General features: G+C 28.8%; 17 protein-coding genes. 3 read left to right on the top strand and 14 right to left on the bottom strand.

From position 1 onward, the window contains the following. Positions 1–36: 36 nt before the first annotated feature. The 5 genes from Q0V08_RS00490 to Q0V08_RS00470 all read right to left on the bottom strand — a co-directional run bounded on the left by Q0V08_RS00490 (position 37) and on the right by Q0V08_RS00470 (position 6,677). Positions 37–2,028: an AraC family transcriptional regulator gene (locus Q0V08_RS00490; RefSeq protein WP_297431108.1), complete on the bottom strand. Its 1,992-nt coding sequence runs from the start codon at positions 2,026–2,028 to the stop codon at positions 37–39. A gap of 30 nt (positions 2,029–2,058) precedes the next feature. Further along, the gene (locus Q0V08_RS00485) at positions 2,059–3,879 is read right to left on the bottom strand and encodes a polysaccharide lyase family 8 super-sandwich domain-containing protein (protein ID WP_297431106.1); all 1,821 of its coding nucleotides are present in this window, start codon (positions 3,877–3,879) and stop codon (positions 2,059–2,061) included. Positions 3,880–4,058: 179 nt separating this feature from the next. Continuing rightward, the gene (locus tag Q0V08_RS00480; RefSeq protein WP_297431105.1) at positions 4,059–4,853 is read right to left on the bottom strand and encodes an AraC family transcriptional regulator; all 795 of its coding nucleotides are present in this window, start codon (positions 4,851–4,853) and stop codon (positions 4,059–4,061) included. A 287-nt stretch (positions 4,854–5,140) separates the two neighbouring features. Further along, complete coding sequence (cfa, locus tag Q0V08_RS00475) at positions 5,141–6,259, bottom strand: cyclopropane fatty acyl phospholipid synthase (RefSeq protein ID WP_297431103.1); 1,119 nt, start codon at positions 6,257–6,259, stop codon at positions 5,141–5,143. Positions 6,260–6,389: 130 nt separating this feature from the next. Further along, on the bottom strand, positions 6,390–6,677 hold the full coding sequence (locus tag Q0V08_RS00470) for a hypothetical protein (RefSeq protein ID WP_297431101.1): 288 nt from the start codon (positions 6,675–6,677) through the stop codon (positions 6,390–6,392). A 206-nt stretch (positions 6,678–6,883) separates the two neighbouring features. Here Q0V08_RS00470 and Q0V08_RS00465 point away from each other — a divergent pair, with 206 nt between their 5' ends. After that, positions 6,884–7,906, top strand: a complete 1,023-nt coding sequence (locus Q0V08_RS00465) for a DnaJ C-terminal domain-containing protein (protein ID WP_297431098.1) — start codon at positions 6,884–6,886, stop codon at positions 7,904–7,906. A gap of 35 nt (positions 7,907–7,941) precedes the next feature. On the opposite strand, the gene Q0V08_RS00460 is transcribed toward Q0V08_RS00465, so the two are convergent. The 3 genes from Q0V08_RS00460 to Q0V08_RS00450 all read right to left on the bottom strand — a co-directional run bounded on the left by Q0V08_RS00460 (position 7,942) and on the right by Q0V08_RS00450 (position 14,143). After that, the gene (locus Q0V08_RS00460) at positions 7,942–10,056 is read right to left on the bottom strand and encodes a TonB-dependent receptor (RefSeq protein WP_297431096.1); all 2,115 of its coding nucleotides are present in this window, start codon (positions 10,054–10,056) and stop codon (positions 7,942–7,944) included. 75 nt (positions 10,057–10,131) lie between these two features. Next, a complete protein-coding gene (locus tag Q0V08_RS00455) occupies positions 10,132–11,223 on the bottom strand; it encodes a choloylglycine hydrolase family protein (protein WP_297431094.1) in 1,092 nt (363 codons plus the stop codon). A gap of 82 nt (positions 11,224–11,305) precedes the next feature. Continuing rightward, a complete protein-coding gene (locus tag Q0V08_RS00450; RefSeq protein ID WP_297431092.1) occupies positions 11,306–14,143 on the bottom strand; it encodes an autotransporter domain-containing protein in 2,838 nt (945 codons plus the stop codon). Between the two features lie 242 nt (positions 14,144–14,385). Between Q0V08_RS00450 and Q0V08_RS00445 the strand changes: the two genes are divergently transcribed. Next, on the top strand, positions 14,386–14,937 hold the full coding sequence (locus Q0V08_RS00445; RefSeq protein ID WP_297431091.1) for a hypothetical protein: 552 nt from the start codon (positions 14,386–14,388) through the stop codon (positions 14,935–14,937). Positions 14,938–14,955: 18 nt separating this feature from the next. Here Q0V08_RS00445 and Q0V08_RS00440 read toward each other — a convergent pair whose 3' ends face one another. From Q0V08_RS00440 to Q0V08_RS00415, 6 genes are all read right to left on the bottom strand, one after another. Beyond that, complete coding sequence (locus Q0V08_RS00440; RefSeq protein WP_023050450.1) at positions 14,956–15,909, bottom strand: TDT family transporter; 954 nt, start codon at positions 15,907–15,909, stop codon at positions 14,956–14,958. A 159-nt stretch (positions 15,910–16,068) separates the two neighbouring features. Continuing rightward, on the bottom strand, positions 16,069–16,797 hold the full coding sequence (locus Q0V08_RS00435) for a GntR family transcriptional regulator (protein ID WP_023050451.1): 729 nt from the start codon (positions 16,795–16,797) through the stop codon (positions 16,069–16,071). Positions 16,798–16,894: 97 nt separating this feature from the next. Beyond that, positions 16,895–18,511 (bottom strand): PTS transporter subunit EIIC, encoded by a 1,617-nt coding sequence (locus Q0V08_RS00430; RefSeq protein ID WP_297431087.1) that lies wholly within the window; start codon positions 18,509–18,511, stop codon positions 16,895–16,897. A gap of 16 nt (positions 18,512–18,527) precedes the next feature. Beyond that, positions 18,528–21,092, bottom strand: a complete 2,565-nt coding sequence (locus Q0V08_RS00425) for a glycoside hydrolase family 38 C-terminal domain-containing protein (RefSeq protein WP_297431085.1) — start codon at positions 21,090–21,092, stop codon at positions 18,528–18,530. 78 nt (positions 21,093–21,170) lie between these two features. Then, complete coding sequence (locus Q0V08_RS00420) at positions 21,171–21,887, bottom strand: MurR/RpiR family transcriptional regulator (RefSeq protein ID WP_297431084.1); 717 nt, start codon at positions 21,885–21,887, stop codon at positions 21,171–21,173. A gap of 43 nt (positions 21,888–21,930) precedes the next feature. Further along, positions 21,931–23,259: a 6-phospho-alpha-glucosidase gene (locus Q0V08_RS00415; protein WP_297431082.1), complete on the bottom strand. Its 1,329-nt coding sequence runs from the start codon at positions 23,257–23,259 to the stop codon at positions 21,931–21,933. A 116-nt stretch (positions 23,260–23,375) separates the two neighbouring features. Between Q0V08_RS00415 and Q0V08_RS00410 the strand changes: the two genes are divergently transcribed. Beyond that, positions 23,376–25,373 carry a BglG family transcription antiterminator gene (locus Q0V08_RS00410; protein WP_297431080.1) on the top strand — a complete coding sequence of 666 codons (1,998 nt, stop codon included), beginning with the start codon at positions 23,376–23,378 and terminating at the stop codon, positions 25,371–25,373. The last annotated feature ends 55 nt before the right edge of the window (positions 25,374–25,428 follow it).

Genomic DNA, 25,428 nt, shown 5'->3' with positions numbered 1-25,428 from the left:
CCTTTTTCTATCTCTTTTTTATATTCCGTTTTAGCTTTATTTCTCTAAAATCTCTTCTGGATTAAATTGTGTTGGTGATATTCCTTCATATTTCTTAAAAATTCTTATAAATGTATTAGAACTATTGTACCCTAATTTTTCTGCTAAATCTTTTATTTTTATATCTTTTTTACTCTTTAATATCTCTTTAGCTTTTTCTATTCTATACATATTTATATAATTTTTGAAATTATCTCCCATAACTTTTTTAAATAAAATGCTTGTGTATTTAAAAGATAATCCTAAATAATCAGCTAAATTATCTAAAGAAAAATCTATATGATAATTACTATCAATATACGTTTTTATTTTTTCTCTAATAGCTTCATTCTCATCTTGTTCACTACTTTTTTTCTGCTTACAAATCTCACTTATAAGGTCATTAAAAATAACTCTAATTTTATCTAAATCTCCAGTTTTAGTAATACTTTCAATATCTAGATTTTCACATTGTAATGAACTTTCAAACTCTTTTAATTGAACTACAACTCTATTTAAAGTGTTATAAAGTAGTCCTGTAAACTCTTTTATATCTTTTTTATCCATAGCTTCTGGGTTTATTCTATCTAAAAATATCTCATCTACTATTTTTTTAGCACCTTGTAAGTTTCCATTTAACAGTTTTGAAACTAATTTCGCCTCTGTTTCAATAGGATATGTCAATATTAATTTTCCACTTTTTATGTTTTCAGAAAACAGAACTTTTCTTCCCTTAGCCATAAATTTAGCATCTAAAATCTTTTTACAAGTTATATACTCTTGAGGAAAACTTTCTACAGAAACAAACTCATTTGATACTGCTGCTATTAACTCTACACTATATTTTTGACCTATATTTTCAAGTATAAAGTGAAATGCATCCTCTATTACAGAATCACTTTCTTCTGGAATTATAAAAGCTATACTTTTATAATCTATATCAATATGTTCATATACACCATCTGAAGATAAACTATCTTTTAAATACTCTCTAGCTAAAGTAAAATTCTTAAAATCTAACCCTTCATCATCACTATCAAAAATCTCCACTAAAATAATTTTTAATTTTCTTCCTTGAAGCGCCTTTACTTTTCTTGTTAACTCTCCAACTTCACCTATTCTTCTTATTCCTAAAACAAAATCTCTCAGATTTTTTCGTCTATCTACCACAGATAAACTATTTATCTCTCCTATAAGATCTTTTCTTTCTGCGTATAACCTAACAGAGTAATCTATTAAAATAGCTAGCAATAAAAGAGATACAAATATCGCAAAGGATTTTAAAAATAGCATCTGATAAAAAGAAGCATTATTTGGTGTATATAAAAATTTAAAATTCAATCCGCTACTTCTTAAAATATACCCTTCGCTCCCTCTCCTTTTAACCACACTATCTTTATCCAATGAGTAAATTTTATTATTTTTTAATATCTCCCATTTTCCATCTTCACTATCATAAAGTTCAGAGAAAAACAGTTCCCTATCTAAAGTTACAATCCAAAATATCCCCTCTTCTAAATTAAAAATTTCATTTTTTAAAATAAAGCTTATCTCTTTTTTCTTTGGAATTAAAATAATTTTAGAGTCCTCTTCAATTTTTTTTAATGCTCCTATTTTTTTCAAGTGTTCTTTTTTATTTCTAGTTCCATTTCCAGTTACTACAATATCAGAGGTTTCCTTTCCTAAACTTAAAGCATACCCAATTTTTCCATAAACATTATTTTTCTTTTGAATCTCTTGCAATACCTTTATTAAGTTATAGTAGGAAATCTCCTTTGAATTATAATACTCTTTTATAGGTTCGCTTGTTTCTAAATCCCCAATAGACGACATAACTAACTCTATTTTTAAATTTATTTTATTCAAAACTCTTTCTATTCTTAAATTTTCCTCTTTTTTATACTCTTTATATTCACTTACCCCAAATAAAAATATTATTATTGCAGAAAATATTAGAAAAGCCCATACTTTTTTGCTTATCATAATATTTTTTCGTTCATTTTTTAACATATTGCCCCTTTTATAAAACCTTTTTATTTATTATACTACAATCATAACTTCCCATGCAACAGTATAATTAATCGGATTTACTCCTAAATCTATCCATATCTTTACAAACCTATTTTCATCTTCACCATATATTTCCAAATTTATTTTTTCACTTTTATAAAATTTGTATATTAAATTACCTAAAGATACCTCTTTAAACTCCCCAGTTACTAAAGTACCTTCCATAGGTTTTCCATCAATACATATAGTTTTATTTTTTAAATTAGAGATTCTCATATTAGCTACAGTTGAATAAACCTCTCCCTCTCCCGTTATGTAGTTCTCTAAATAAACCATACCTTTCTTTTTAAAAATATAATTTTTCTTACTACTTAACTTTCCATTCCAATTGGTAAAATCCATATAGGCAACTCCAGAGTCCTTATCTCCATACCCTTCAGCTACACTATTTTTTGGCATATTCCCTATAGAACTTTCTACACCTTTTATATTTTCCATATCCATTTTTATCTCTGTTGTCCCTGGAATATAGTAAAAATCTACATCTTTCCAATAATCTATATACTCATCTCCCTTTGAATATATATATACTGCTCCGTCCCCTGTAAACCATCCTTTCGTATTCTCTCCATTGAATGTTTCAAAGTTTCCAATTTTTTTTGAATGCATTGCAACTCCTATAGCAAACTCTCTATTTCTATAGAAAACTCTATCCATCTCATTAAAACACTTTACTTCACTAAAGTAATTTTTAACTTTAATCTTTGAATCTTTTAAAACCTCTTTAGAAAGATTATAAAATATAGCTTTTTTCTCTTTTTCTTTATATAGATAGTATTTATCTAAAGATAGCTCTCTTTTGGCTATTTCTAAAAGTTTTACTCTGTTTTCTTCATCCACTCCATGAGCTAATAAGAGTAAAGAGTTTATAACCTCATGTCCTATTTGGTGATCATTTCCATCCCTTGTTACAGCTCTACCATTAACTATATCTGTCATAGCTCCTTTAAAAAATAGAGGTTCAAAAGAGTTGTAAACTCTTTCACATATTTTTTTAGTATCTATTTTTTTTCTAAGTTTTTCATCCACTAAATATATTATTTCAGCAATTCCTGACAGCAAAACATTTCCATAAGTTCCTGCATATGGTATAAAACCGTGTTGTATAAAAGATCCATCTGCATAAAATCCATCTCTATTACTTAGTGTTTCTACATTTTTTTCAGATATTATCTCTAAAGTTTCAGATATAGATTCAACAGCTTTTTGACACATCTCTAAACTATTTAAAAGAGCTCCTCTTAAAAACATAATTTTTGAAGTATCAATTAAATTACCTCCAGTTGCTGGTCTTAAAGGAGATCCACTTGGATGCATTGCTACAGGATTATTTCCCAAATATCTCTCATCTGATAAAAAATATCTTGTTACATCTATTATCTTATCTATAAAATCTTTTTCTAACTTCTCATAAAAAAGAATCAATATATCATTTAATAGTAAAGGATACCCAATCTCCCATTGCCACCAGTTTGTATGCTCTACAGACTCTAAATTATAGAAATTTTCATAGTTATTTTCTAATACTTCATGAGCTATTACAAATAGTAGTTCATCTTTATAGTAAACTGAATTTTCTGTATTATAGGCTACTCCTAAAGTTAATATCTTTTTATAACTATCTCTAACTCTTTCTACTAAAACTCTTTTTTCATTCTCTTCAATTAAAGTTTTATTACATTTATATTGCTTTAAAATATCTTCACACTCTTGCTCTAATTTTTTCAAAGTTTCCTCTGGTGCAATTTTCCCTGTTAAATATTCTATACGTTTTTTTAATATATCCCCCATTTTTCTTCTCCCTCTTATAATCTTTTTTCTATATATCTCAAACTCTTTTGTCTTTAATATACTTGCTATGGTATTTTTAGTAAATATACCATTTTCTTTAAATATCATCTTTTTTCTATAAGGAATATATATTACATAAAATAAAAAAATGTATGTCTTTCAACTTTAAGACATACATTTTATTTTTTTCTATAATTCAATGGAGATTCTTTAAATTTCCTTTTAAAAATTAGAGCAAAAGCACTTGGAGATGAAAAAGATAAAATATCAGATATATAACCTATTTTATAATTAGTAGTTTTTAAAAGTATAGCAGCTTTAGTCAATTTTTGATTTAATATATACTCTGATGGAAAGATGCCTAAATATTTTTTAAATTGTTCTTTTAAAATTTTATTGTATATTTTAAACTCTTTTTCTACATCATTAACTGTAATTCTTCTATCAATATTAGAATCAATATATAAAAGTATATCCATAAAATTTTTATCATTTAAATAGTTAAACCCTATATTATTTTTTCTCTCACCTAAGTAAAAGATTATATCTAATAATAATTTAAAAAAAACTAACTCTTTATCCTCTATTTTTAAAGCCTTTTCAATTTCAAATAATACTTTTTTTAAATTATAAATCTTTATTCTTCGATACTCCTTCTTTTTTATTTTATTATTTAGTGTTTCTAACAACGAGCAATCGTTTATTCTGAAAATATCTAATTTAAACTCTTTTGTTAAAACTAAAATACTATTAAAATAAAATTCATTACAAATTATCAAATCTCCTTCCTCAAAAAACACATATTCCTCTGAATTATAATAATATAATCCTTTCCCCTTTGCACAAATTCTAATAACTGTACCACCTAAATTCTCTAAGTCTTTAAAATATCGTCTTCTTCCTTTAACATCCCTATAATTAACTCTAAACAGTTCATAAAAACTATTTTTTATAACCTCTACCTCACTAGACATTAATTTTCTATCCTCCTATTTAAAGCCAATAAATTGGATATCCTCTCACAACACACTATAATTATTAAGTTTATTCTTTTTCTTAAATAAAGGACATCGGGGGACATCTTTATATTTGAAAGTTTTTATAATGTTGTTTTACTTAATTCCTAAAAAATTTGGTTAAGGTTGTGTGAGAGGATATAGACTTTTTGAAATTCCATGATTTTAGTAAAATAGTCTTGCTCTTATAGTACTCTATTTTAATGAAAAAAAATGTCATTTTAAAAAAAATTTTATCACTTTTTTTAAGAAAAACGGCATTCTAATTTTTCTACTCTTTTTTTCGTCATTACAATTTGCCAAAGAGCTAAATCCCTAGCTCTAAATGCTCCCGCACAAGCTAAAATATAGTATTCCCACATTCTTTTAAACCTTTCATCATAGTTTTCTTTTATACTATCCCAGTTTTTTAAAAATCTTTTATGCCATTCCATTAAAGTTTTATCGTAATCTGGACCAAAATCATGCCAATCCTCCATATAAAAGTTATCTTCCATAGCTTCTCCAATAGCCTTTATTCTTGGTATTGCACCATTTGGAAATATATATTTAGCTATCCAAGGGTCTGTTCCTTTTCCTGAATCTAATCCACCTATAGTGTGTAATAAAAACACCCCATCATCCTTCAATAACTCATTCATTTTTTTCATATAAATTTTGTAATTTTCTGGCCCCACATGTTCAAACATTCCAATAGAAACAATTCTATCAAATTGCTCTTCTTTTACCTCTCTATAATCTTTATATAAAAACTTTACAGGTAAACCTTCACAAAGCTTTTCTCCAAGTTTTATCTGCTCTTTAGATAAAGTTACTCCTGTGCAAATAGCTCCATACTTTTCAGCAGCATATTTCATAAAAGATCCCCATCCACACCCTACATCTAAAAGTCTCATCCCTGGTTCTAATCCAATTTTTTTACAGATTAAATCTAACTTTTGTTCTTGTGCTGCCTCTAAACTTTCTACATCTTTCCAATATCCACAACTATAAACCATTCTTTCATCTAACATCTTTTCAAAAAGATCATTTCCTATATCATAATGATGATGTATGTCTTTTTTACAACTATTTATTGTATGAGATGAAAAAACTCCTTTTAATTTTTCTTTCGCTGCTAGTAACATAATCTCTTTATCATATTTACTTTTTAAATCAGCTCTCAAAATATTAAAGATAAACTGATCTAACTGCTTACAATCCCAAAGTTTATTCATATATGCCTCTCCTAAACCTAAAGACCCTTCCTTTAATATTTGACTATAAAAATAACCGTCATTCACTAAAATATCCCAATCTCTCTCTCCATTAATTTTAACATCTGCAAAGTTTAATAAGTTTTCAATTGCCTTTTTAGAATCCATCTCTATCCTCCTATTTTATTATTTTTACGAATCATTATACAAAATGATTTTTTGGTCTCCTTCAAATAAAATAATAATTTTAGAGCAATAAAAAAGGCTAGATAAATTTTTTATCTAGCCCTATCTTTTACTATGCTTTATGAGCATAGAAGTGTTCGCAATCTCCAAACTCTTTTTCTTTTAATTTCATTAACTCTTTAATAACCTCATTAAAGTCAATATTTGAGAACTCTAAATCTTCAATACCTTTCTCAATAACTGTGTATCTATCATCATCTACTTTTGTTAAAGTTATTGTGTGATCTTTAGCTAAAGGCATCTCTTTTTTAGTAAATATTACTTTTTCCCCTGTTTCCATCTCGTTTACACACTCTAAAATAAATGCTTCAAATTTTTCTACTGTTATTTTTTTAGACATAGTAATTCACCTTTCCCTTAAATATATGTTAGTTTTATTTTTTTACTCTCTGTAACTCTTCTTCTACAAAAAATGGATTTTTCTTTTATTTTTTATATATTTTTTTATTTCATAATTCTAAAGGAATTTCTTTCTTAAGTTAGTAAAGTAAAACATACAATCATATAAATAATTTAATTATAGTTTAACTATAGAAGGAGGCTAGAATGGCTCTAAAAGAGGATTTTTATAAGATTTTAGAAGTTAATAAAAATGCCAGTGAGGCTGAGATAAAAAAGGCTTACAGAAAACAAGCTAGAAAATATCACCCTGACAAATTTAGTTCTTCAAGTGAAGCTGAAAAAGCTACAGCTGAAAAAAAGTTTAAAGAGGTTAATGAAGCTTATCAAATACTGTCTGATCCAGAGAAAAGAACACAATATGATAACTTTGGTCATGCTGCTTTTGAGCAGGGCGGACCTAGTAGTTCTCAAAGTTATGGTCAATATGGTGGTGGACAAAACTACCAAGATTTTAACTTTGGTAATTTCAACTTTAACTTCAATGAGTTTGGAGGCGGAGGAAATGATGAAGATTTAGGAGATATCTTCGGATCTTTCTTTGGTGGTAGAGGAGCTAGAAAAAGAGGTCCTCAACCTGGAGGTGATCTCTCTATGGAGATTGAAATCTCTTTAGAAGAATCAGCTAAAGGTGGAGAAAAAACTATTCGATATGCTCGTACTGGAAAAAATGGATCTCCTGAAGAGGTAGAGAAAAAGTTTAAAATCCCTGCTGGTATAGCTGATGGACAAAAGTTAAAGTTAGCTAAATTTGGTAATGCTAGTACAAGTGGCGGTCCTCATGGTGATCTTTATATACATATAAAAATTAAACCTGATGATCTTTTCGTAAGAGATGGATATGATGTTATATGTAAAGTTCCTGTTAGCTACTACACTGCGGCTCTAGGTGGAGAAGTAGAGGTTCCAACATTAAGTGGAAACAAAAAAATTAAAATCCCTGCTGGAACTCAAAGTGGAAAACGTTTTGCATTAAGAGAGTATGGAATTTTCAACCCTAAAACTAAGAAAAAAGGAACTCACTATGCTGAGATAACAATTGAAGTTCCTGTTGATTTAGATGAAGAACAAAAAACTCTACTTAAGCAGTTTGATGAAAAACTAAAAGATAAAAATAGAAAAATTAAAACTAGCTTTATAGAAAAAGTTAAAAAGTTTTTTAAACTATAAAAAAAAGGCTGAAGATTAATCTTCAGCTTTTTAATTTACATATACAATTTTCCTGAAATAAAATAATTTCTTCCTGGAGCTGGTATTGCAGTTTTACTATACTCTTCATAATTATACTTTTGATCAAATACATTATTTATTCCAAAACTTATAGCTAACATATCAGTAACTTTATATGTCATCATAATATCTGTGTAGTTATAGCTACTAACCTTTGTATCAATTGGAGTATTATCTTTTCCATACTCTTTAACTGTATAATTTCCAATAAGATTAAAATTAATATTGGTTTTTATTTTATCTGTTATTTCATACCCAGCTCCTAAAATAATCTTTCCTTTAGGAACCATAGGCAACTCCTCACCACTATACAATCCTTTTGTTATCTTTGTATTTACATAGGAAAAAGATTGATAAGTTGTTAATTTTTCAAAGTATTGCTCTAAATATACCTCTCCTCCAAACTTTCTAACTTCATTTAAATTCTTATATTGCCACTCTTTTATAGCTGGATTATATGAATTTTTTTGTATCAACATTATCTCATCATGAGTAAATGTTAAAAATAATGTCATATTTATAAAAGTATCACCTATAAAATCTCTAGTTCCTATTTCAAAGTTATCTGAAGTTTCAGATTTTAGATTATTACTCAGATATTTCATATCTACTTTATCTGTTATCTGTCCAGGAAGTGGCGATGTAAAACCTCGTTCATACCTTGTATAAAAAGTTCCTGAATCACTATACCTATAGTTTGTCCCTATTTCAAAAGCATAGTTATCACTTTGTTCCTCATCATCAAAACTTCTATATTGATTAATTTTACTCATAGAGATTACTTCTGTTTCACTATCTCTATCTCCTCCAAATCTTGAGTGCTCATATCTAGCTCCTAAAATAAACTCCCATCTCTCTGTTAAGTTATACCTATTAAATCCATAAACAGCATTAGTTTCCTTAAAAATATCATTTTTAAGATCTACCCTAACGTCACCTTTTATTTTTAAAGTTGGTCTAGTTTTAGGAAAAAACTCTCCACTAGCACGAATTTTACTCTCTCTTAAAAGTTTTGTATAACTATAATCATATCCTAAAACAAACTCTCCTTTGTCATATACATACTTTCCCCTTGTTTTAAAGCCTTTCGTTTCCTCTTTAAACTTACCATTCATAGATGCTGGTAGATTTTCTCCTATAATATCAAATGGCATATAATCAAGTTTTGGAAGCTCATAATCCATAAGAGAGTTCTCTGTAAAATCTCTTTTATAATTTTGATAGTAAAAAGTATTTAAAATCGTAAATTTCTCACTAAATTTATACTCATAATCTAAGGAGTAAGCCTCTCTTTTAGAGCTGCTTACAACTGGAAATCCCATGGTTTTTCTATCTATTTCCAATATATTTTTTTCTACTGGTGTAGAGTAATCTCTATTTTCATCAAAATATGACATTTGAAATTTTACTCTATTTTTATCATTAATTAGATAATCTATTCCGCCACTAAAACTATTGCTTTCCTCTGAATCTCCATCTCTATAACCATCTCCTTTTAAATAGTTATAGTTAAAGTTTCCATATATATCCTCTGTAATGTTTTGTCCTACAGATAGACCTGCATTTCTAAAATCATATGACTGCATTCCACTTTCTAAAACTAAAAAATCCTTTCTCAAAGAGGATTTAGTTATAATATTTACAACTCCTCCAGAACTTCCCGATCCATTTAATACAGTTCCTCCTCCTGGAACAATCTCTATCCTCTCAATAGAGTTCAAAGAGATTGTATTAATAGGAGTGGTCCCCATAGAATCGTCTATGGGATTTAAACTTATACCATCTTGTAAAATTTTAACTTTGGATATCGATTTCTCTCCATTACCTCTAATATCAACTTTCGGTCCAAAATATGTATTTTGAATAATTATATTTGGTGCTCCTCTTAAAACATCCTCTACATTCTTATAATTCCCATTATCTATCTGCTCTTTAAATAAAAGTGTTACATTTTTATTCTCTGAAAGAATAGGTGTTTCAAACCCACTAGTTGATAGAATTACTGAATCTTCTAGTTTTATTGCCTTTTCTTGAGAGTAAGTGCAAATAGTAGTAATAATAGATAAAGTTATAACCTTTAATATCTTCATTTTCCCAACCCCTTTTTATAGTCCCTAAAGATATTTACTACTATTTAAAAGATGTTCCTTTGTAACTTTTTATTACTATTTTATTAAAATCTCATCTACTGGTTGAATCGTACTCTTGTCCATAGGAAGAACTTGAGATTGAACCTTTCCAAAATCTATCTTCTTTAAATCTATTAATCTTATATCTTGATTATACATAGTTTTATAGTAAAATAACTTTTCATTTAAATTTATAGCTGTTGTCCATTGAGTTGCACTTGTAATATCCTTAGGTATTTCATTTTTATCTGCATATGTCATTCCAATTGGAATATCAAAGTTGTTTAAAATATGAAATGCTTGAGTTATTCCCTCCTCATTTCCTGCCATTTTTGGAGTATTGTTTGCATAAAAAGCTGCTCTTACAAATCTTGATGGTGGAGTTACATCTCCTGGTAGTCCTAACATTCCTGAACCAGCTCCCATTGGAAATATTTTTTGCTGCCCTAACATCTCTGGTTTATTTCCATTTAAATTTAAATTTACATAGTTATTTAAGTTTGTAAGTTGCCAATCAAATCCTGGTGAGTTTGTTAAAACTCCAACCTTATTATCATATATTTTTAACTCTCCACCATTTATAATCTCTATAACTATATTTCCACCTTTAGCATCTGATACTCTCCAGTGTCCTGTTGGTGATGGTTGTCCATTCTCTATTATTATTGGTACAACATCTATCTTTTTAATAGCTTCCTTTACCTCTTCAACTGTGGAAAAACTCGTTAACATCCATTTTACTAAATCCATATCATTTAATGAGTTTTTTACTTTTTTCTCATTAAAAGGTGCTAACTCTCCATAGTTTAAAAAGAAAAATACCCCTGCATTTAATCCCTTTTCATTAACTCCCTCTCCTATTAAAGATTCATGCTCAACAGATGCTCCTACAAATCCATACTTTCCCTTCCATTTTTTTCCCAATGTTCTATTTGGCATTGGTGACTGATACTCTTTACCTCTTGGCTCTATTATAATTTGACTATTTATTTTATTCTTAGACCACTCTATTGTTCTTGCCTGTATATTATTATTATTTTCTGTCTTTAGAGAAATCCCTGTACAAGCATCTATATCTATTTTACTAAAAGCTATTAAACATGAAAGTAACCCTATCTTTTTTAACATTTCATTTTCCTCCTAAACTTTATTATGAATATTATAACACAATAAAAAAGCTAGGTAAATTAACACCTAGCTTAAGTATCTATTAAAATTTAACTCTTACTCCTCCTGAAACTTTCCAAGAGTTATCCTCTGAGAATATATACTTATACTCTCCATATAAAGATAGTCCATCCCATAGATTTCCAACTTCTGTTCTCACTCCAACCTCTTTAGAAAATCTATTTTTATTTTTCAAATCTATCTCTCCACTCTCACTACCTAAACTATTTACTTTAAATTTAACTGTATCATCTAAACTATTAAGTTCCTGTTTAACTCCTAAATTTAAAGCCATATTTAAAGCACCTTTTCCAATAGTAAATACCTTTCCTATCCCTGTTCCAACGTATCCACTACTTAAAACTCCGTTAAGATTATCTAGCTCTAAACTATAAGTTCCTCCACTTTCACTTATATCTCTTTGAAATATTCCAACACTTTCAACTCTTGCAACTGGTTCTAAATATATGAAATTAAAATCATATTTTTTAGATATTTTTCCTAAAGCTCCTACATAATAGTTTTTAATATCTGAACTTAAACTTTCATTTAAACTTTCAAAACTTATATCTGTGAAATCCTCGTTATAATCTAAATAACCTAACTGAACATTTCTATCTAAGTTCCCTTTAGAATATCCTGCAAAAAAGCTTCCAAAAGCATTTACAGCATCTTTATTGTAGTTTAAATACCCTGTTCCTTGGAACATATTGTCCTCTCTTTTTCCTTTATTATCTTTAAATTTAGAATCCAATCGAGTATAACTTAAAATCCATCCAGAGCTTAAGCTCTCTTTTATTGGATAGTTTTTTCCTATAAAGAAACTATTTAACTCATCTGTATATCCTAATATATTTTCGTATCCATCTTTTTTCATTTTCTCAAAAGAGTAACCAAAAATATAGCTCTCTTTATTTGTTGCTTGAGTCTTTTCGGATATTTGATTTAAAATAGTTTCATTTGTAAATACAATAGCATCATTTGTTTGATACATTAAAGATGGAAAATAACCTCTACCAAAGATTTCATCTAAATACCACTCAAATTGTGCTCCACTTTCTGAAGATGTAAGTATATCAAAAAGTTCATTTTTTGTAGAGTTATTCGAGTCGTAATAAACATCTTCTAAATACTTTGCCAAAACATCATCTGTTAATATCTCAAAACTATTTCTTTTAAACTCATAAACTCCATTATTTTCAATCACTTCATATAGTTTACTTTTGCTTTTTATCTCTTCAAAATTACTTGTAATTGAAGAGTGTAAATTTAAAACTCCTGAATCTACATAGTGATTTCCCACATAACTTCTTCCTATTACAATTGTTTCTAACATTTGAGATTTAGAAGTATTTATACTTCCACCACTTTCCATAACCAACTTTCCATTATAAGATAGGCTTTGAGTATTAGTCTCCTCTTTATTTATAACTCCCCAGTTATATACAGTTCCTCCATAATTAACCATTCCATATTCACCTAAATTTATAACTCCAGTTGGCATATTTTTACCAATAGCTCCTTCAGTTAAAAAATAAGCAAAATCTGTCGTTAATATTGAACCAGGAGTTACAGTATTAGTATACATATTTATTGTTCCACTATTTTCTAAAACTACAGCCCCCTCTCCTGTCATTGCATTAGTTGCCCTCATTAAACTAGTTGGTGTTCCTATATTTATAACTCCTGACTCCGAGTTAATAGCTGTTCCAAATCCATTTATAAACATTGCACCACTAGGTATTTCCATCGTATTGTTACCATTGTTATAACTTGGAGTATTCATTGTTATTGTTCCATTGTTTATAATACTTCCATTTGTTGTCATCATTGCCGAATTTCCATCTAAAACTGTTATTGCTCCATTATTTACTCCACTTCCTCCACCACTTACATAAATTCCTGCAAAAACTCCTAATAGAGATATATTTCCAGTAGATGAATTTTCCACACTTCCACTTCCTAGGGTAGCCATAGCATACCTTGCAGCTCCTAAAATATTACCTTTATTTATAAAACTTCCATTTTCAACTGTTGCTCCAACTGTATATGAATTATACAGATTTATTGTTCCATTATTTATACCATTTCCATTTTTACGAAGTTGAATTGCTACTGTATTATTTGATATTGGTAATATTGCATTTATTGTTCCATTATTCTCTGCATATCCTGAATTTAATATACTCATTCCTATTCCACCATAAGATTCAATATTTATAACTCCACTATTTTGATTTATTATAGTTCCTCCATTTGAACCTTGCATTCCCACTAAAGTTTGAATTTCTGGAAGTCTATTTAAAGATATTGTATTTTCATTTTCTATTGTGTAACCTTCCTTAATACTTCCCATTCCTATTTTATTAGACATATCTACTGTTAAATCACCACCTAATGGTGAACTTCCAGTTTTTAAATCAGTCCCCTCATAAAACACATTATTATAAAAAATATATTTCTCAACTGTTGGTTTTGGTGGATCTGGTACTATTGGATCTGGTATTGGTTGAATCGGTGTAGGAGGCTTCACTGGGGGTTCTACTGGCTTTACAATAGGAGGCACTGCTATTGGTGGTTTTATTGGCGGCTCCACTGGTGGTGTTATGGGTGGATCTATGGGTGGTTTTACTGGGGGTTCTACTGGGGGTTCTACTGGAGGCTCTATCGGGGGACTTATTGGTGGATCTACTGGAGGAACTATTGGTGGTGGTAATTCAATCTCTTTTCTCGAATATAAAGATCCATTTTTTAAATAATAGTCTTCCTCTTGGTTTTTAAAATACATAAAGTCTGACCAAAAAATTAGCCCTTTATCTTGAGAAAAAACTTTTGTTCCATGTAGAGCTAAAAGAAGTAGTAGAAATCTATACTTTTTCATATTCATCACTCCTCTTACAAATTTACATGCTTTATACAAAATAAGTAGAAAACTCCCTTTTATTCTTATTATTTTTTTATTTTTAACTTTTTTGACTAACGATTCAAAAAATCTTTGACTTTTTGTAAAATTTGAATTATAATTCAAGTATAAGAAATTTTTAAACATTTTCCAAAAATCAAATCAAGAAAAGGCTCTTATTCAAGAGCTTTTTTTTGTAAGAAACAAGCGGAGGTACAATTATGTCTTTAGTAACTATTGTTAATACTGGCGAGGTTATAAGTAATCAACTTTATTTAATTAACTTTATCGATGACTTTCACTACAATCTTCTAAATAAAGAGGATAAAATTAACTATATATTAAATTTTGATTTGAATAAATTTCCCACTTTTTTAAGGGAAGATTTAGTTAACATTGAAGCTGAACAGGAATTAGAAAAATATCGTTTAAAATTCTTTCCTGAGCTACCATCTAGATGTGGAGCACAGTTCGCCTTTGAAAAGTTAACAGACCTTTTAACTGCAGCTAAGATGTATGGGTGGAAAGGTACTATTTACAAGGTATCTATTGATACTAGCAAAGATTATACTCTATCTAAGCATAATGCTGATATAATATCTGATATTAGAAACTCTGATTTCAAATCTATCTCAAATACATTAAATGATTATTGGACTGGAGATATTAAATGGGCAAAGTGTCATGATAGAGATATACACTTTTTACCTACAACTGAGTATTTAATCGAAGGAAGTATCAATATTATTGAAACTTTAGACAAAGCTATATAATAACAAAAAGAGGAAGTTTTATAAACTTCCTCTTATCTCTTTTATTTGATTTATAACTATTCTTACTATTCTTACAAAGATAATTGATATAAAGAATACAGCTAATGTTGTTGCTGCTACTCCAAAGTTATACCAGAAAATTCCTCTACTTTCATCTATACTTCTAATGTAGTTTGAATACTTTAAAATTGCTGTAGATCCTATTGCTAAAGGGAATGTAAATGACGCATATACTGGTGTAAATTTAAGTCTTATAATTTTAACCATTGATATATAAAGCAGTGCTGTCATAAATATTCCTAATGGGAATAAAAATCCTACTATTGCTGGATTTGGAGTTTTGAAAGCCACTAAATATCCTGCTAAACAAAGATTAGGTGGAGCAGCTATTATTGCAAAAGTTGGAAGTCTTGCATCATCAATCTTCTCAACAAATATAATTCTATATAACATCATAGGTAGCATTACTATGTAAAAAGCAAAACCTATGTAAAATATTACTTGTGCTAATTGTGGCATCCCCATAACCGCTGAGTCCACTGATGCTACAACTATTCCAATTGGTGGCACAAACCAACTTGGAACCATATGCTCTATATTCCAAGAACGAAATCTATGATATATAAATGATACTCCAAATATTAGATGTAAAAGTATACATAGTAGCCATAATCCTTTTCCTAAAACAGGTGAAAACTCATAAAGTACAACTGAGAAATTCATTAGAGCCATATCTAACGTTGGTATAAAACTTCCAAGTGTTGGATGCTTCAGTTCCTCTTTAAACACATCAAAGTGTAGTACATTCTTTATAATTATAGGCAGAAGTAACATTAATGATATAAAGTTTCCTATGTATAAAGCTTTAGGATTAAGTACTACTGCAACTGCACCGCTGACTCCAGAAACACCTAGAGCTAAACCTGTAAGAGCCACTGGTAAATACTTAAAATAATTTTTTAAATTCTTCATTTTTCTCGCCTCTGGTTTTAATTTTTTTATATTCTAATTATAGCACACTTTTGAATAGTGATTCAACTTTTTTTGTACATATTTAATTTACAAAAATTAAATATACATATATTGCACTATTATACCTATTTTATCTACACTTTCTTTTAATTTTTACTTTTAATTTCCTTCTGCTATAAATTTAAATTTATACTTTTTTTGATTATAGTATATTTTAGAATATTCCAAAACCGTACCTTTTTTTAAATAAGTAATATTTTCTGCTAAAAGAATAGGTTCATTCCTTTTAAGTTTTAAAGCGCTAGCTACATAATCACTTGGTATCTCTGCTGATATCTCTCTTTCACTATTTCCAATCTCTAAACCTAAACTTTTTATATAATCAAATTTTGATTTTAATAAATTTTTTTCTTTTAAATTAGGTAATAACTTTACACTTATATAACTCTCTTCAAATACTGCTGGTACCTCATCTATTTGTCTAACTCTTTCCATTCTCCAAATACTTTCTCCCTCTTTAATACCTAAAATTTTACAGATATTTTTAGGACAAGGCATTTTTTCAAATGCTAAAACTTTGTTTTCTGGAGTTAGTCCCATTTCACAAACTTTTTGAGTAAATCCACGTAATCTATTTATTGGTAGTTCTATTTTCTTTTCTATACTACAAACATATGTTCCTTTACCTTGAGTTCTTTCTACTAACCCTTTTATTGTCAAAGAATCAATAGCTTTCTTAGCTGTCATTCTGCTGATACTATATTTTTTTGAAAGTTCATTCTCTGATGGAATCATATCTCCCGGTTTTAAATCTCCGCTTTCTATCATCTCTAATAGAATATTTTCAAGTTGAGCATATATTGGAATATGAGAATTTTTATCTATCATTGGAACACCTCCTAATCTATATTTTTTTATAATATCTTAACATATTTTCAAAAAAAGAAGCTAGCATTTTATGCTAGCTTCATAATTTTAATACCTATTATACTTTCTTTGCAAAAATATAATCATCAATAAGATTTCTCATTTTAGTAACTCTTCCACCGTAAACTATATGCACATTGTTGTTATCAGGAATGATTATACCATTTGGTTTAGATTTTTTAATTAAATCCTCGTTAATTAAAGATCTATCTTTTATCTCTATTCTTAATCTAGAAATACAATTATCTACATCAACTATATTTTTTATTCCTCCAAGACCCTCTATTAACTCTTCAGCTACTTTATTATTCTCTGTATCTAAAGCCTTACCATCATTTGAAATCTCTTCACTTTCATCAAAATCACTATAACTTCTTCCCATTGTCATAACATTAAACTTTCTAATTACAAAGCTATATGCAACATAATATAGTCCAAAGAAAATTGGTCCTAAGAATAGGTATAAGTACCATTTTGTTTGCATTCCTTGTAAAGTTCCAAACACAAACCAGTCAATTATTCCACCTTGAATATTTCCAATTGTCACATTAAACATCGCTGGTACCATAAATGCTAAACCAGCAAGAATCGAGTTAACAAACCAAAGCATTGGTGAAATAAATATAAATGTAAACTCTATTGGTTCAGTTATCCCTGTTAGTATAACAGCTGTTAATCCTGGAATAAAATATTTAACCAGTTGCTCTCTTTTTTCAGGTAAAGCACACTTATACATTGCAAATATAGCTGCTGGCATTCCAAATACCATGTGTAAGATCTTTCCTTGAGCTAAGTATTGTGTTGCTCTTGGAGAGAATGCTAAATGATTTTCTAATTCAGCAAAGTATATATTTAAAGCTCCAACTTGTGTATGTCCCGCTACACTTTCAATTCCACCAAGAGCTGTAAATCTAAAAGCTTGGTTTAAAATGTGATGAAGTCCTGTTGGGTTTATCGCTTTTTCTAAGAATCCATATAAGAAAACTCCAAATATTTGTAATTTTGATATAACTGTTCCTAAACTCATAATTACGTCATTTATAAGTGGCCATATATAAACTAATCCCATTCCCACTAAAGGCATAAATAGAGCTGCAGCTATAGGCACGAATCTTTTTCCACTGTAAAATGTAAGTGATGGATGTAACTCAATCTGTCTAAATCTATTATGGATAACCACTCCTAAAAGTCCAGCTATCATTCCACCAATAACATTCATATTATATACAAATATTCCTAAAACATTTGTAAACTGTGAGTTGTGAAGAGTAGCTTCTACTGCTGTCATTCCTTCATTATCCATAAGATACTTTATAGCAGTTGTAGATGGATTATAACCCTGTACCCCTAAAAGATAGTTCATACCAACCAACATAGCTATATAACCAACAACTGATGAATAAACTGCTACCTCTTTATCTCTTTTAACAACCCCAAGTGGAATAGCCATAGCAAATAGCAGTGGCAGTTGTCCAAATGGAATTCCAGCTAACTTTCTAATAAATCCTAAAAATGTTTGTACTCCACTTCCTTGAAGAAAAGGTAGGAACTTAACTATATTTGGATTTTGTAATGCTGCGGATAATCCTAAGAATATCGCCATAAATGACAATATTGATATTGGAAACAGCAATGTTTTTCCGAAACTTTGAAGATCTTTTTTAAATTTTTGCATATTAATACCCCTTTTACTATTTTCTCTCAATTAATATATTTAAAATCTCCTGGCTTTTTATTTTATATTCTTTTAATGTATCTAATTTTTCCTCAAACATATTGCTAAAGAAAACTCCCTCGTTAAATACTAATTCAATCTCTTTTTCTGTAGGATTAAACACTCTTATAAATGTCTCACCTGTTTTTTCACTCTCTTTTAATGCGCTTACTATACAACCTTTTAATATTAAATTTAAGTTTGTAGTTATGTTCTTTCTAACATTTGGAATATTTATATTAAATCTATTGAACTCTTTTAATTGATATCCCTCTACTGGTGTTAAAAACTCTTTTGCTTTTTCACTACTATTTTTGTCAGTTTTTACAAAAGTAAATCCTAATTTAAAATTAAAGCTCTCTTTATATAGTTGATTATCAGGAGTTTCTATCTCTATTCCTGACGGTCTTCCTGGTCTATTTATAAGCTCTCTTTTCCCTAAGTGTGAGAAAGTTCTAAATAGAGTTATAAATATTTTTTTATCTACAACCTCATACTCTTTTAGTCCGTATGAGAACATAGTTGCTACTTCTTTTTCATCTTTAAGTGAAACATATGAGTTAAAAGTTTCAATGGATACTGGCTTTTCTGCCCACTTATCCTCTTCCCAAATACTTAACTCTTTTTCAAAATATACTGGTTTTTCAACTACACAAAGATGAGAGTCAGATTCAACTGTATTTGTTAAAATCTCTGTATTTAAAACAGCTCTAAATCTTGTATCTTCTAAATAGTTAGTATGATCTATTGCTAAATTAACTACATCTCCCTCTCCTAAAGAAATAGTTACACCAAATATAGCTTTACCATCTAAAACTTTTTCATCTCTTAATTTCTGGTTTTTAGGCACACTATATATTAAGTCATATTTTAAAACAGACTGATTCTTAGATTTTAAAACTTCACACTTTTCTATTTTTACATCTTTAGAATTTAAAATTAAATCTTTATGAGGAGGTGAATAGTCATAACTATCTCCTGCATCTCCACTAGTTTCTATTGAAAATACATCATCAATAACTCTATCTTCATTTTTTATTAAAAGATTAAGTTTATTATTTTCTACATATATTTTGTATAGACTATTTTCTACAGATGTTTCAACTTTTTTCTCACTTCTTAATGAATAGCTCTCTCCATCTTCATAAGTTAAATATTTAACTGATAATCCATCTATCTCATCTATTACAAAAGCAACTTTACTTTTAAAAACTTTAATATCTAAAAGTCTAGCAGCTACTTGTCTATCTATAAGACCAGCATCTACAATCTCTTGATTTAATAGTAAGTAATCTACCTCTTTATCTCCATTAAAAATTTTGAAATCACTAGTTCTTGTAATAAACTCCATTTCAACTTTTTCATTAGATCTTTTATATGGCAGATAGTTATAAAGGGTTACTATATTTCTATTTTCATTAGTAGAAGCTAAAGAAATAAGTCTCATATATAACTCTATTTGAGTATCTAAAATCTCTTTCACTTGAGTTAACCTTTGTTTTATATCTCTATTTACTAAGTCTGAGTTGCATCCACCGATACTATCATGTGCATGAGCTCCAAATAGTTCTTTTAAACACTTTTCAAATATCTCATGTGGATAATCAATATTTAACTCTTTTCCTAATAAAGCTAATGGCTCTAAAACATTGTATATTTTATATTCTAACTCTGTATTAAGCAGTTTTATATCCATTCTAGTTGATGTTATAGTTTTGTGAATTCTTGCATGTTTACTGTGATTTAATTCACCTTCAACACTTTCTAAAACTAATCCTTTTAAACTATCAACATAACTTTCAAAATCTGATACAGAAACTTTATCACCTTTATAAAAATCTCTTATATTCTCCATAATTGAATGAATATTCTTTTGAATTGGCATCTGATCGTGACCATTCATTACAAGTCTTGCATCCCCTGCAGAATACTTATCTAGAACTTTCATTATCTTATCCATTCTAACTTTTAACTCATCTTTATCACTTTCTAAATACTTAGCCCCTTGATAACCTGTTGCTAAATTAACTCCAAATATCACACTTCCATCTATTCCTTTCCATAGGAAATCTGACTTTTCACCTTTTAATTCACTATATCCTCTCCAGAAGAAAGTACTATCTATTCCAAACTGTGAGTATATTTGAGGCATTTGAGCTGAATGTCCAAAAGTATCAGGAGCATATCCAACTTTCATTACATCTCCATATTCTAAAGCTTTCTCCATTCCATAGTAAAGGTTTCTAATAATTGATTCACCATGTACTAATAGTAAATCTGTTTGTGTATACCAAGGTCCAACTCTAAGAGCACCTTTTTTTACTAGATTTTCTGTTCTCTCTTTCCACTTTGGAGCAAACTCTATAAAGTCATCAAGCATTACACTTTGACCATCTAAAACGTAAATTATATCTTCATTTTTTTCTAAAAATTCTATAACTTCAAACATATGATTTCTAAGAAGTACCTGTGTTTCAGCTTTTGTAAAGTACCACTCTCTATCCCAATGTGTATGCATTAATATTTTTATATCTCTACTCATTTAATTACCTCTTTGTTCTTTTTTTAACATTATTATAATCTAACAGAACAAAATATCGTAATCCTTTTTTATGGATAATTATCCATTTTGAACTCTATTTATTAGTTCATTAACCATAATTATCATATGTAGCTGTTGCTCACGAGATATAGCATCTAATTTATCTATTGAAATATTATGAGTAAATGTGAAATCACAGATTTCATCTAAAGAACTTCCTGATTTTGTTATAGCTACCACAGTTTTTCCACTCTCTTTAAACGTCTTAGCTACATGCTTAACTCTTAACGTTTCTCCTGAACTTGATAAGATAAGCAGTATAAAATCATCAAATTGCTCTATCATTCTCTCTTCACCTACTACAATAGCTTGAAACCCCAGATATAGAAGCTGTCTTTGAAGGTAAGAAGCAGTTATTTGAGAAGCTCCAAGTCCATATATCAATATTTTTCTATTCTCTTTTATTACCTCTGCTATCCCTTGAACATCTTGAAAGTTTATATTCTCTATATAAAAAAATGTATTATTTATACTTAAACTCTTTGAACTTTGCATCTTCTTTAGGTCCTGTTCAATGGAGTATTTTAATTCACTAAACCCTTTAAATCCAAGTTTTTTACAAACTCGATTTATACTTGCTTGAGAGGCATAAGCCTCTTCACACAGTTTAACTACAGAGTATTTTGGAATTTTATCAAAATTTTTCTCAATAAAATCTAAAATGCTCTCCTCACTTTTAGTAAACTTTGCCTTTAACTCTCTTGTTTGTAATAGATTTATAACTTTATACTCCATTGAAACCACCCTTCTAATTTTATATTAATTAGATATTAACATATTATCTTAATGTTGGCCAATACTCCTTATTTACCTCAATTAATGCATCTAAAATTTTTCTAGCTTTTTTAGCATCAACAATTGTTCTATTTAATGTTAAAGCTTGAAGTGCTTTAGCATATGATCCTTCAAACCAAGCCTCTACTGTTAATCTTTCATAAGCAAACTGCTGCTCTATAAGTCCCTTATAGAATGTTCCTATTTTCCCAACTCCAAATGGTCTTGGTCCGTTGATTCCTAAGTTAGCCGCTACCTCTACCATTACATCATCATCTAGGTTACTTATCAGTCCGTTGTTTTGAACTATCACTATATAGATTCTATTTTCATTGAAAGCTATTGATTCAGCAACTTCAACAATCATCTCACCATGAGCATCATTATGAACAACATTAGAATCTCCCATACTTCCTCTTGCTGCAATCTCTCTGCACTCTTCAAAAACTCTTTTTTCTCTTCCATTCATAACTTCGTTAGCTCTAGTGTATTCTGGATCTAACTTTGCTTTTTTATACTCTGGATAGTAATAATATTGTAAATATGTATTTGGCATATAATCAGGGAAATCCACTAACATATCTCTTACCATTGCATATGTGTCTAACCACGATTGATCTCTTTGCTCTGCATCAGCTGGTTTAAATCCAGAGTTTAAAGTTATATCCTTTAATTTAGGAACTAAATCCACTCCATTTTTATCATAGATATTTGTGAACCATCCAAAGTGGTTTAATCCAAAATAAACAGGTTCAAACTCACTTGAATCCATCCCTAAAAGTCTTCCATATGATCTTAAAAGATTTACTGGTTGATCACAGATATTTAGAATTTTTTTATCATTTGGAAAAGCTTTCTTAAGTGCATCTGCCACTATTGCTGCTGGATTTGTATAATTTAAAAACCAAGCTTCAGGAGCGTATTTTCTAACTTCTTCTATAAGTTTTATCATATCCCCAATAGATCTCATACCATAAGCAAATCCACCTGGACCACAAGTTTCCTGACCTATTGCTCCTAGACTTAGTGGTATCTTCTCATCTAACTCTCTCATTTTATATCCACCAGTTCTAATTTGACAAAATACAAAATCTGTCCCTGTAAAAGCTACTTCTGGAGAAGTTGTATACTCAAAATCTACTGTTGGATACTCCTCCTTAAAAAGAACCTTTGCAAACTCCCCTATAACTTCTTGTCTTTCAGGATTATTGTCAAAAAGTACAACTCTTTTTAATGGGAAAGTTCCCTTCCTTTTACACAGAGCCTTTAAAAGCCCTGGTGTCCAAGTACTTCCTCCACCTGCAATAGTTATTGTAAACTCTTTTTTATTCATAAATCTCACCCCTTGAATTTGTATAGTTGTATATACAACTAATATATAATAAAAATTTAGAGTTGTCAATTTTTTTATGTTATAATCAATTTAAAAAGTAACAAAAGGAGTCACATATGTTAAATAGTCGTTCAACTTTAATTTTACAAAACCTAATACTACATAAAAAAGAGAAGAGTCTAAAAGAGCTTTCAGAAGAACTTGGAGTAAGTGAAAGAACTGTTCGTTATGAGTTAGAAAAAATCTCTGAACTCTTAAGTGAAAACTCTCTTGATAACATTGAGATTTCAAAAGGTATTGTTAGAATATCTAACTTTAAATCTTTAGAGGAGTTTTTAAAAGATAACTATGATAAAACTACTTTCTCTTCTGAAGAGAGAGAACTATACATTCTTATGCTAATTCTTTTTAAAAGAGTTATCAATCAAGTGCAACTTTCTGAGGAACTAGATATTAGTAGAAGCACTATTAAGCTTCATTTAAAAGATCTTAAAGAAACTCTTGATAAATATCATCTATCTTTAGAAATATGTCATAAAAAAGGGCTTGAACTAGTTGGAAAAGAGGAGGATATTAGACAATGTCTTTTAAAGTTTCTAACAACTATTAAAAATAGAAAGAATATATTTTTCAAAAATATCTTAAAAGAGTATTTGTCTGTTAACGAAGAGGGAATTAAACTATTTTTAAACTACTGTCAAAAAATTATGGATAGAATAATCTCTGATGAAGCTTACCAGATTATTAAAAACTACCTTAAAATAACTATTCTTATGGTTAGAGCTGGACACCATATAGATAAAATTAAAAATGAAAACTTCTTAGAAAATACAAAAGAGTATGAAGCTGTTAAAAAAGGGAGTACGCTTTTAGAAGCTCATTACGATATTGAACTTTCTAAAGTAGAGTATCTAAAAATCACAGACTACTTTTTAGGAAGTCATACATATAACTTAAACTATTCATATTATGAGAATTGGGTAGAGATGGAGATTCTTGTAAAAAAATTAATAACTGAATTCAATAAAAGAGTAGATGTAGATATCTCTCAAGATGAAACTCTAATAGATGGATTACTAAATCACATAAAACCTACTATATATAGAATTCAAAATGGTATTGAACTTGAAAACTCAATATATCAAGAAGTTTTAGAAAGTTATCCACAACTTTTTGATATTACCTCTGAAGTTTTAGAGGGACTTGAAAAATTTATTGAGAAAAAATTTACAAAAGATGAGATATCTTTTATAACAATACATTTTAAAGCTGCTATTGATAGAAATAGAGTTAAAAGTAAAAATAAAAAGAAGGTTCTTCTTGTATGTGGTCTAGGTTATGGAACTTCAAAACTTCTTGCTCAGCAGATAAAAGAGTTCTATTCACTTGATATTGTTGATATTATTCCAAGTCATCTTTTAACAAAATCTTTAGAAAAAAACTCTATTGATTATATAATTACAACTTTAGATTTAGAAAATAATGATATAACTCAACCTATAATTAAAGTTAATCCTCTACTTTCTAATGAAGATATGGAAATTTTAGAGAGTTTCAATGTTCCTAGGCGTAGTAAGAAAGTTCTTTTTTCTCAAGTTTTAGAAGTCATTGAAAAAAATACCACAATTACTGACAAAGATAATCTTTTATCACAACTAAAAGAGCTCCTTGATTCAACTTTGGTGGACGATATTTCTCCAAAAAAACTTACAATTTTTGACTTGCTAGATAGAGACTATATAAAAGAGGGAGTTTTAGCTAATACTTGGCAAGAAGCTGTTCAATTAGCTGGTGAGGTTTTAGAAAAAAATGGTTGTGTCACTAAAAAATATACTGAAAATATGATTGAGATTATTGAGAAATATGGTGGATATATCATATTAGCACCTAATATGGCTTTCCCTCATGCAAGAAATGAAGATGATGTTTTTAAAACAGCCTTCTCTTTAGTAACCTTAAAGGAACCAGTGCTTTTTCCCAATGATAAATTAGTGCAAACTGTAGTAGCTTTTGCATCAAAAGATAACAAAGAACACCTAGATCCATTTGTTCAACTTGTGGAAATTGCCAATGAAAAAAGATTTAACATAAATAATTTTGTAAAAAAATTTTGAATAAAATAGAGAGTTTATTTTTATTTTCTCTTGAAATATAATTAGAGCATAAAGA

Origin of the sequence: uncultured Cetobacterium sp. (assembly GCF_947038635.1) — a bacterium.
In the GTDB taxonomy this organism is placed as follows: Bacteria; Fusobacteriota; Fusobacteriia; order Fusobacteriales; family Fusobacteriaceae; genus Cetobacterium_A.
The sequence above is the reverse complement of the archived record's forward strand: the minus strand, read 5'-3'. Positions and strand labels throughout refer to the sequence as shown.

Coding starts and splice junctions, on each gene's coding strand:
- Q0V08_RS00440 (WP_023050450.1), bottom strand. CDS start 15,909: ATGAAGAATTTAAAAAATTATTTTAAGTATTTACCAGTGGCTCTTACA.
- Q0V08_RS00480 (WP_297431105.1), bottom strand. CDS start 4,853: ATGTCTAGTGAGGTAGAGGTTATAAAAAATAGTTTTTATGAACTGTTT.
- Q0V08_RS00455 (WP_297431094.1), bottom strand. CDS start 11,223: ATGTTAAAAAAGATAGGGTTACTTTCATGTTTAATAGCTTTTAGTAAA.
- Q0V08_RS00465 (WP_297431098.1), top strand. CDS start 6,884: ATGGCTCTAAAAGAGGATTTTTATAAGATTTTAGAAGTTAATAAAAAT.
- Q0V08_RS00485 (WP_297431106.1), bottom strand. CDS start 3,879: ATGGGGGATATATTAAAAAAACGTATAGAATATTTAACAGGGAAAATT.
- Q0V08_RS00435 (WP_023050451.1), bottom strand. CDS start 16,797: ATGATAGATAAAAATTCTCATATTCCAATATATGCTCAACTTGAAAAT.
- Q0V08_RS00410 (WP_297431080.1), top strand. CDS start 23,376: ATGTTAAATAGTCGTTCAACTTTAATTTTACAAAACCTAATACTACAT.
- Q0V08_RS00450 (WP_297431092.1), bottom strand. CDS start 14,143: ATGAAAAAGTATAGATTTCTACTACTTCTTTTAGCTCTACATGGAACA.
- Q0V08_RS00430 (WP_297431087.1), bottom strand. CDS start 18,511: ATGCAAAAATTTAAAAAAGATCTTCAAAGTTTCGGAAAAACATTGCTG.
- cfa (WP_297431103.1), bottom strand. CDS start 6,259: ATGGATTCTAAAAAGGCAATTGAAAACTTATTAAACTTTGCAGATGTT.
- Q0V08_RS00415 (WP_297431082.1), bottom strand. CDS start 23,259: ATGAATAAAAAAGAGTTTACAATAACTATTGCAGGTGGAGGAAGTACT.
- Q0V08_RS00490 (WP_297431108.1), bottom strand. CDS start 2,028: ATGTTAAAAAATGAACGAAAAAATATTATGATAAGCAAAAAAGTATGG.
- Q0V08_RS00425 (WP_297431085.1), bottom strand. CDS start 21,092: ATGAGTAGAGATATAAAAATATTAATGCATACACATTGGGATAGAGAG.
- Q0V08_RS00460 (WP_297431096.1), bottom strand. CDS start 10,056: ATGAAGATATTAAAGGTTATAACTTTATCTATTATTACTACTATTTGC.
- Q0V08_RS00445 (WP_297431091.1), top strand. CDS start 14,386: ATGTCTTTAGTAACTATTGTTAATACTGGCGAGGTTATAAGTAATCAA.
- Q0V08_RS00420 (WP_297431084.1), bottom strand. CDS start 21,887: ATGGAGTATAAAGTTATAAATCTATTACAAACAAGAGAGTTAAAGGCA.
- Q0V08_RS00470 (WP_297431101.1), bottom strand. CDS start 6,677: ATGTCTAAAAAAATAACAGTAGAAAAATTTGAAGCATTTATTTTAGAG.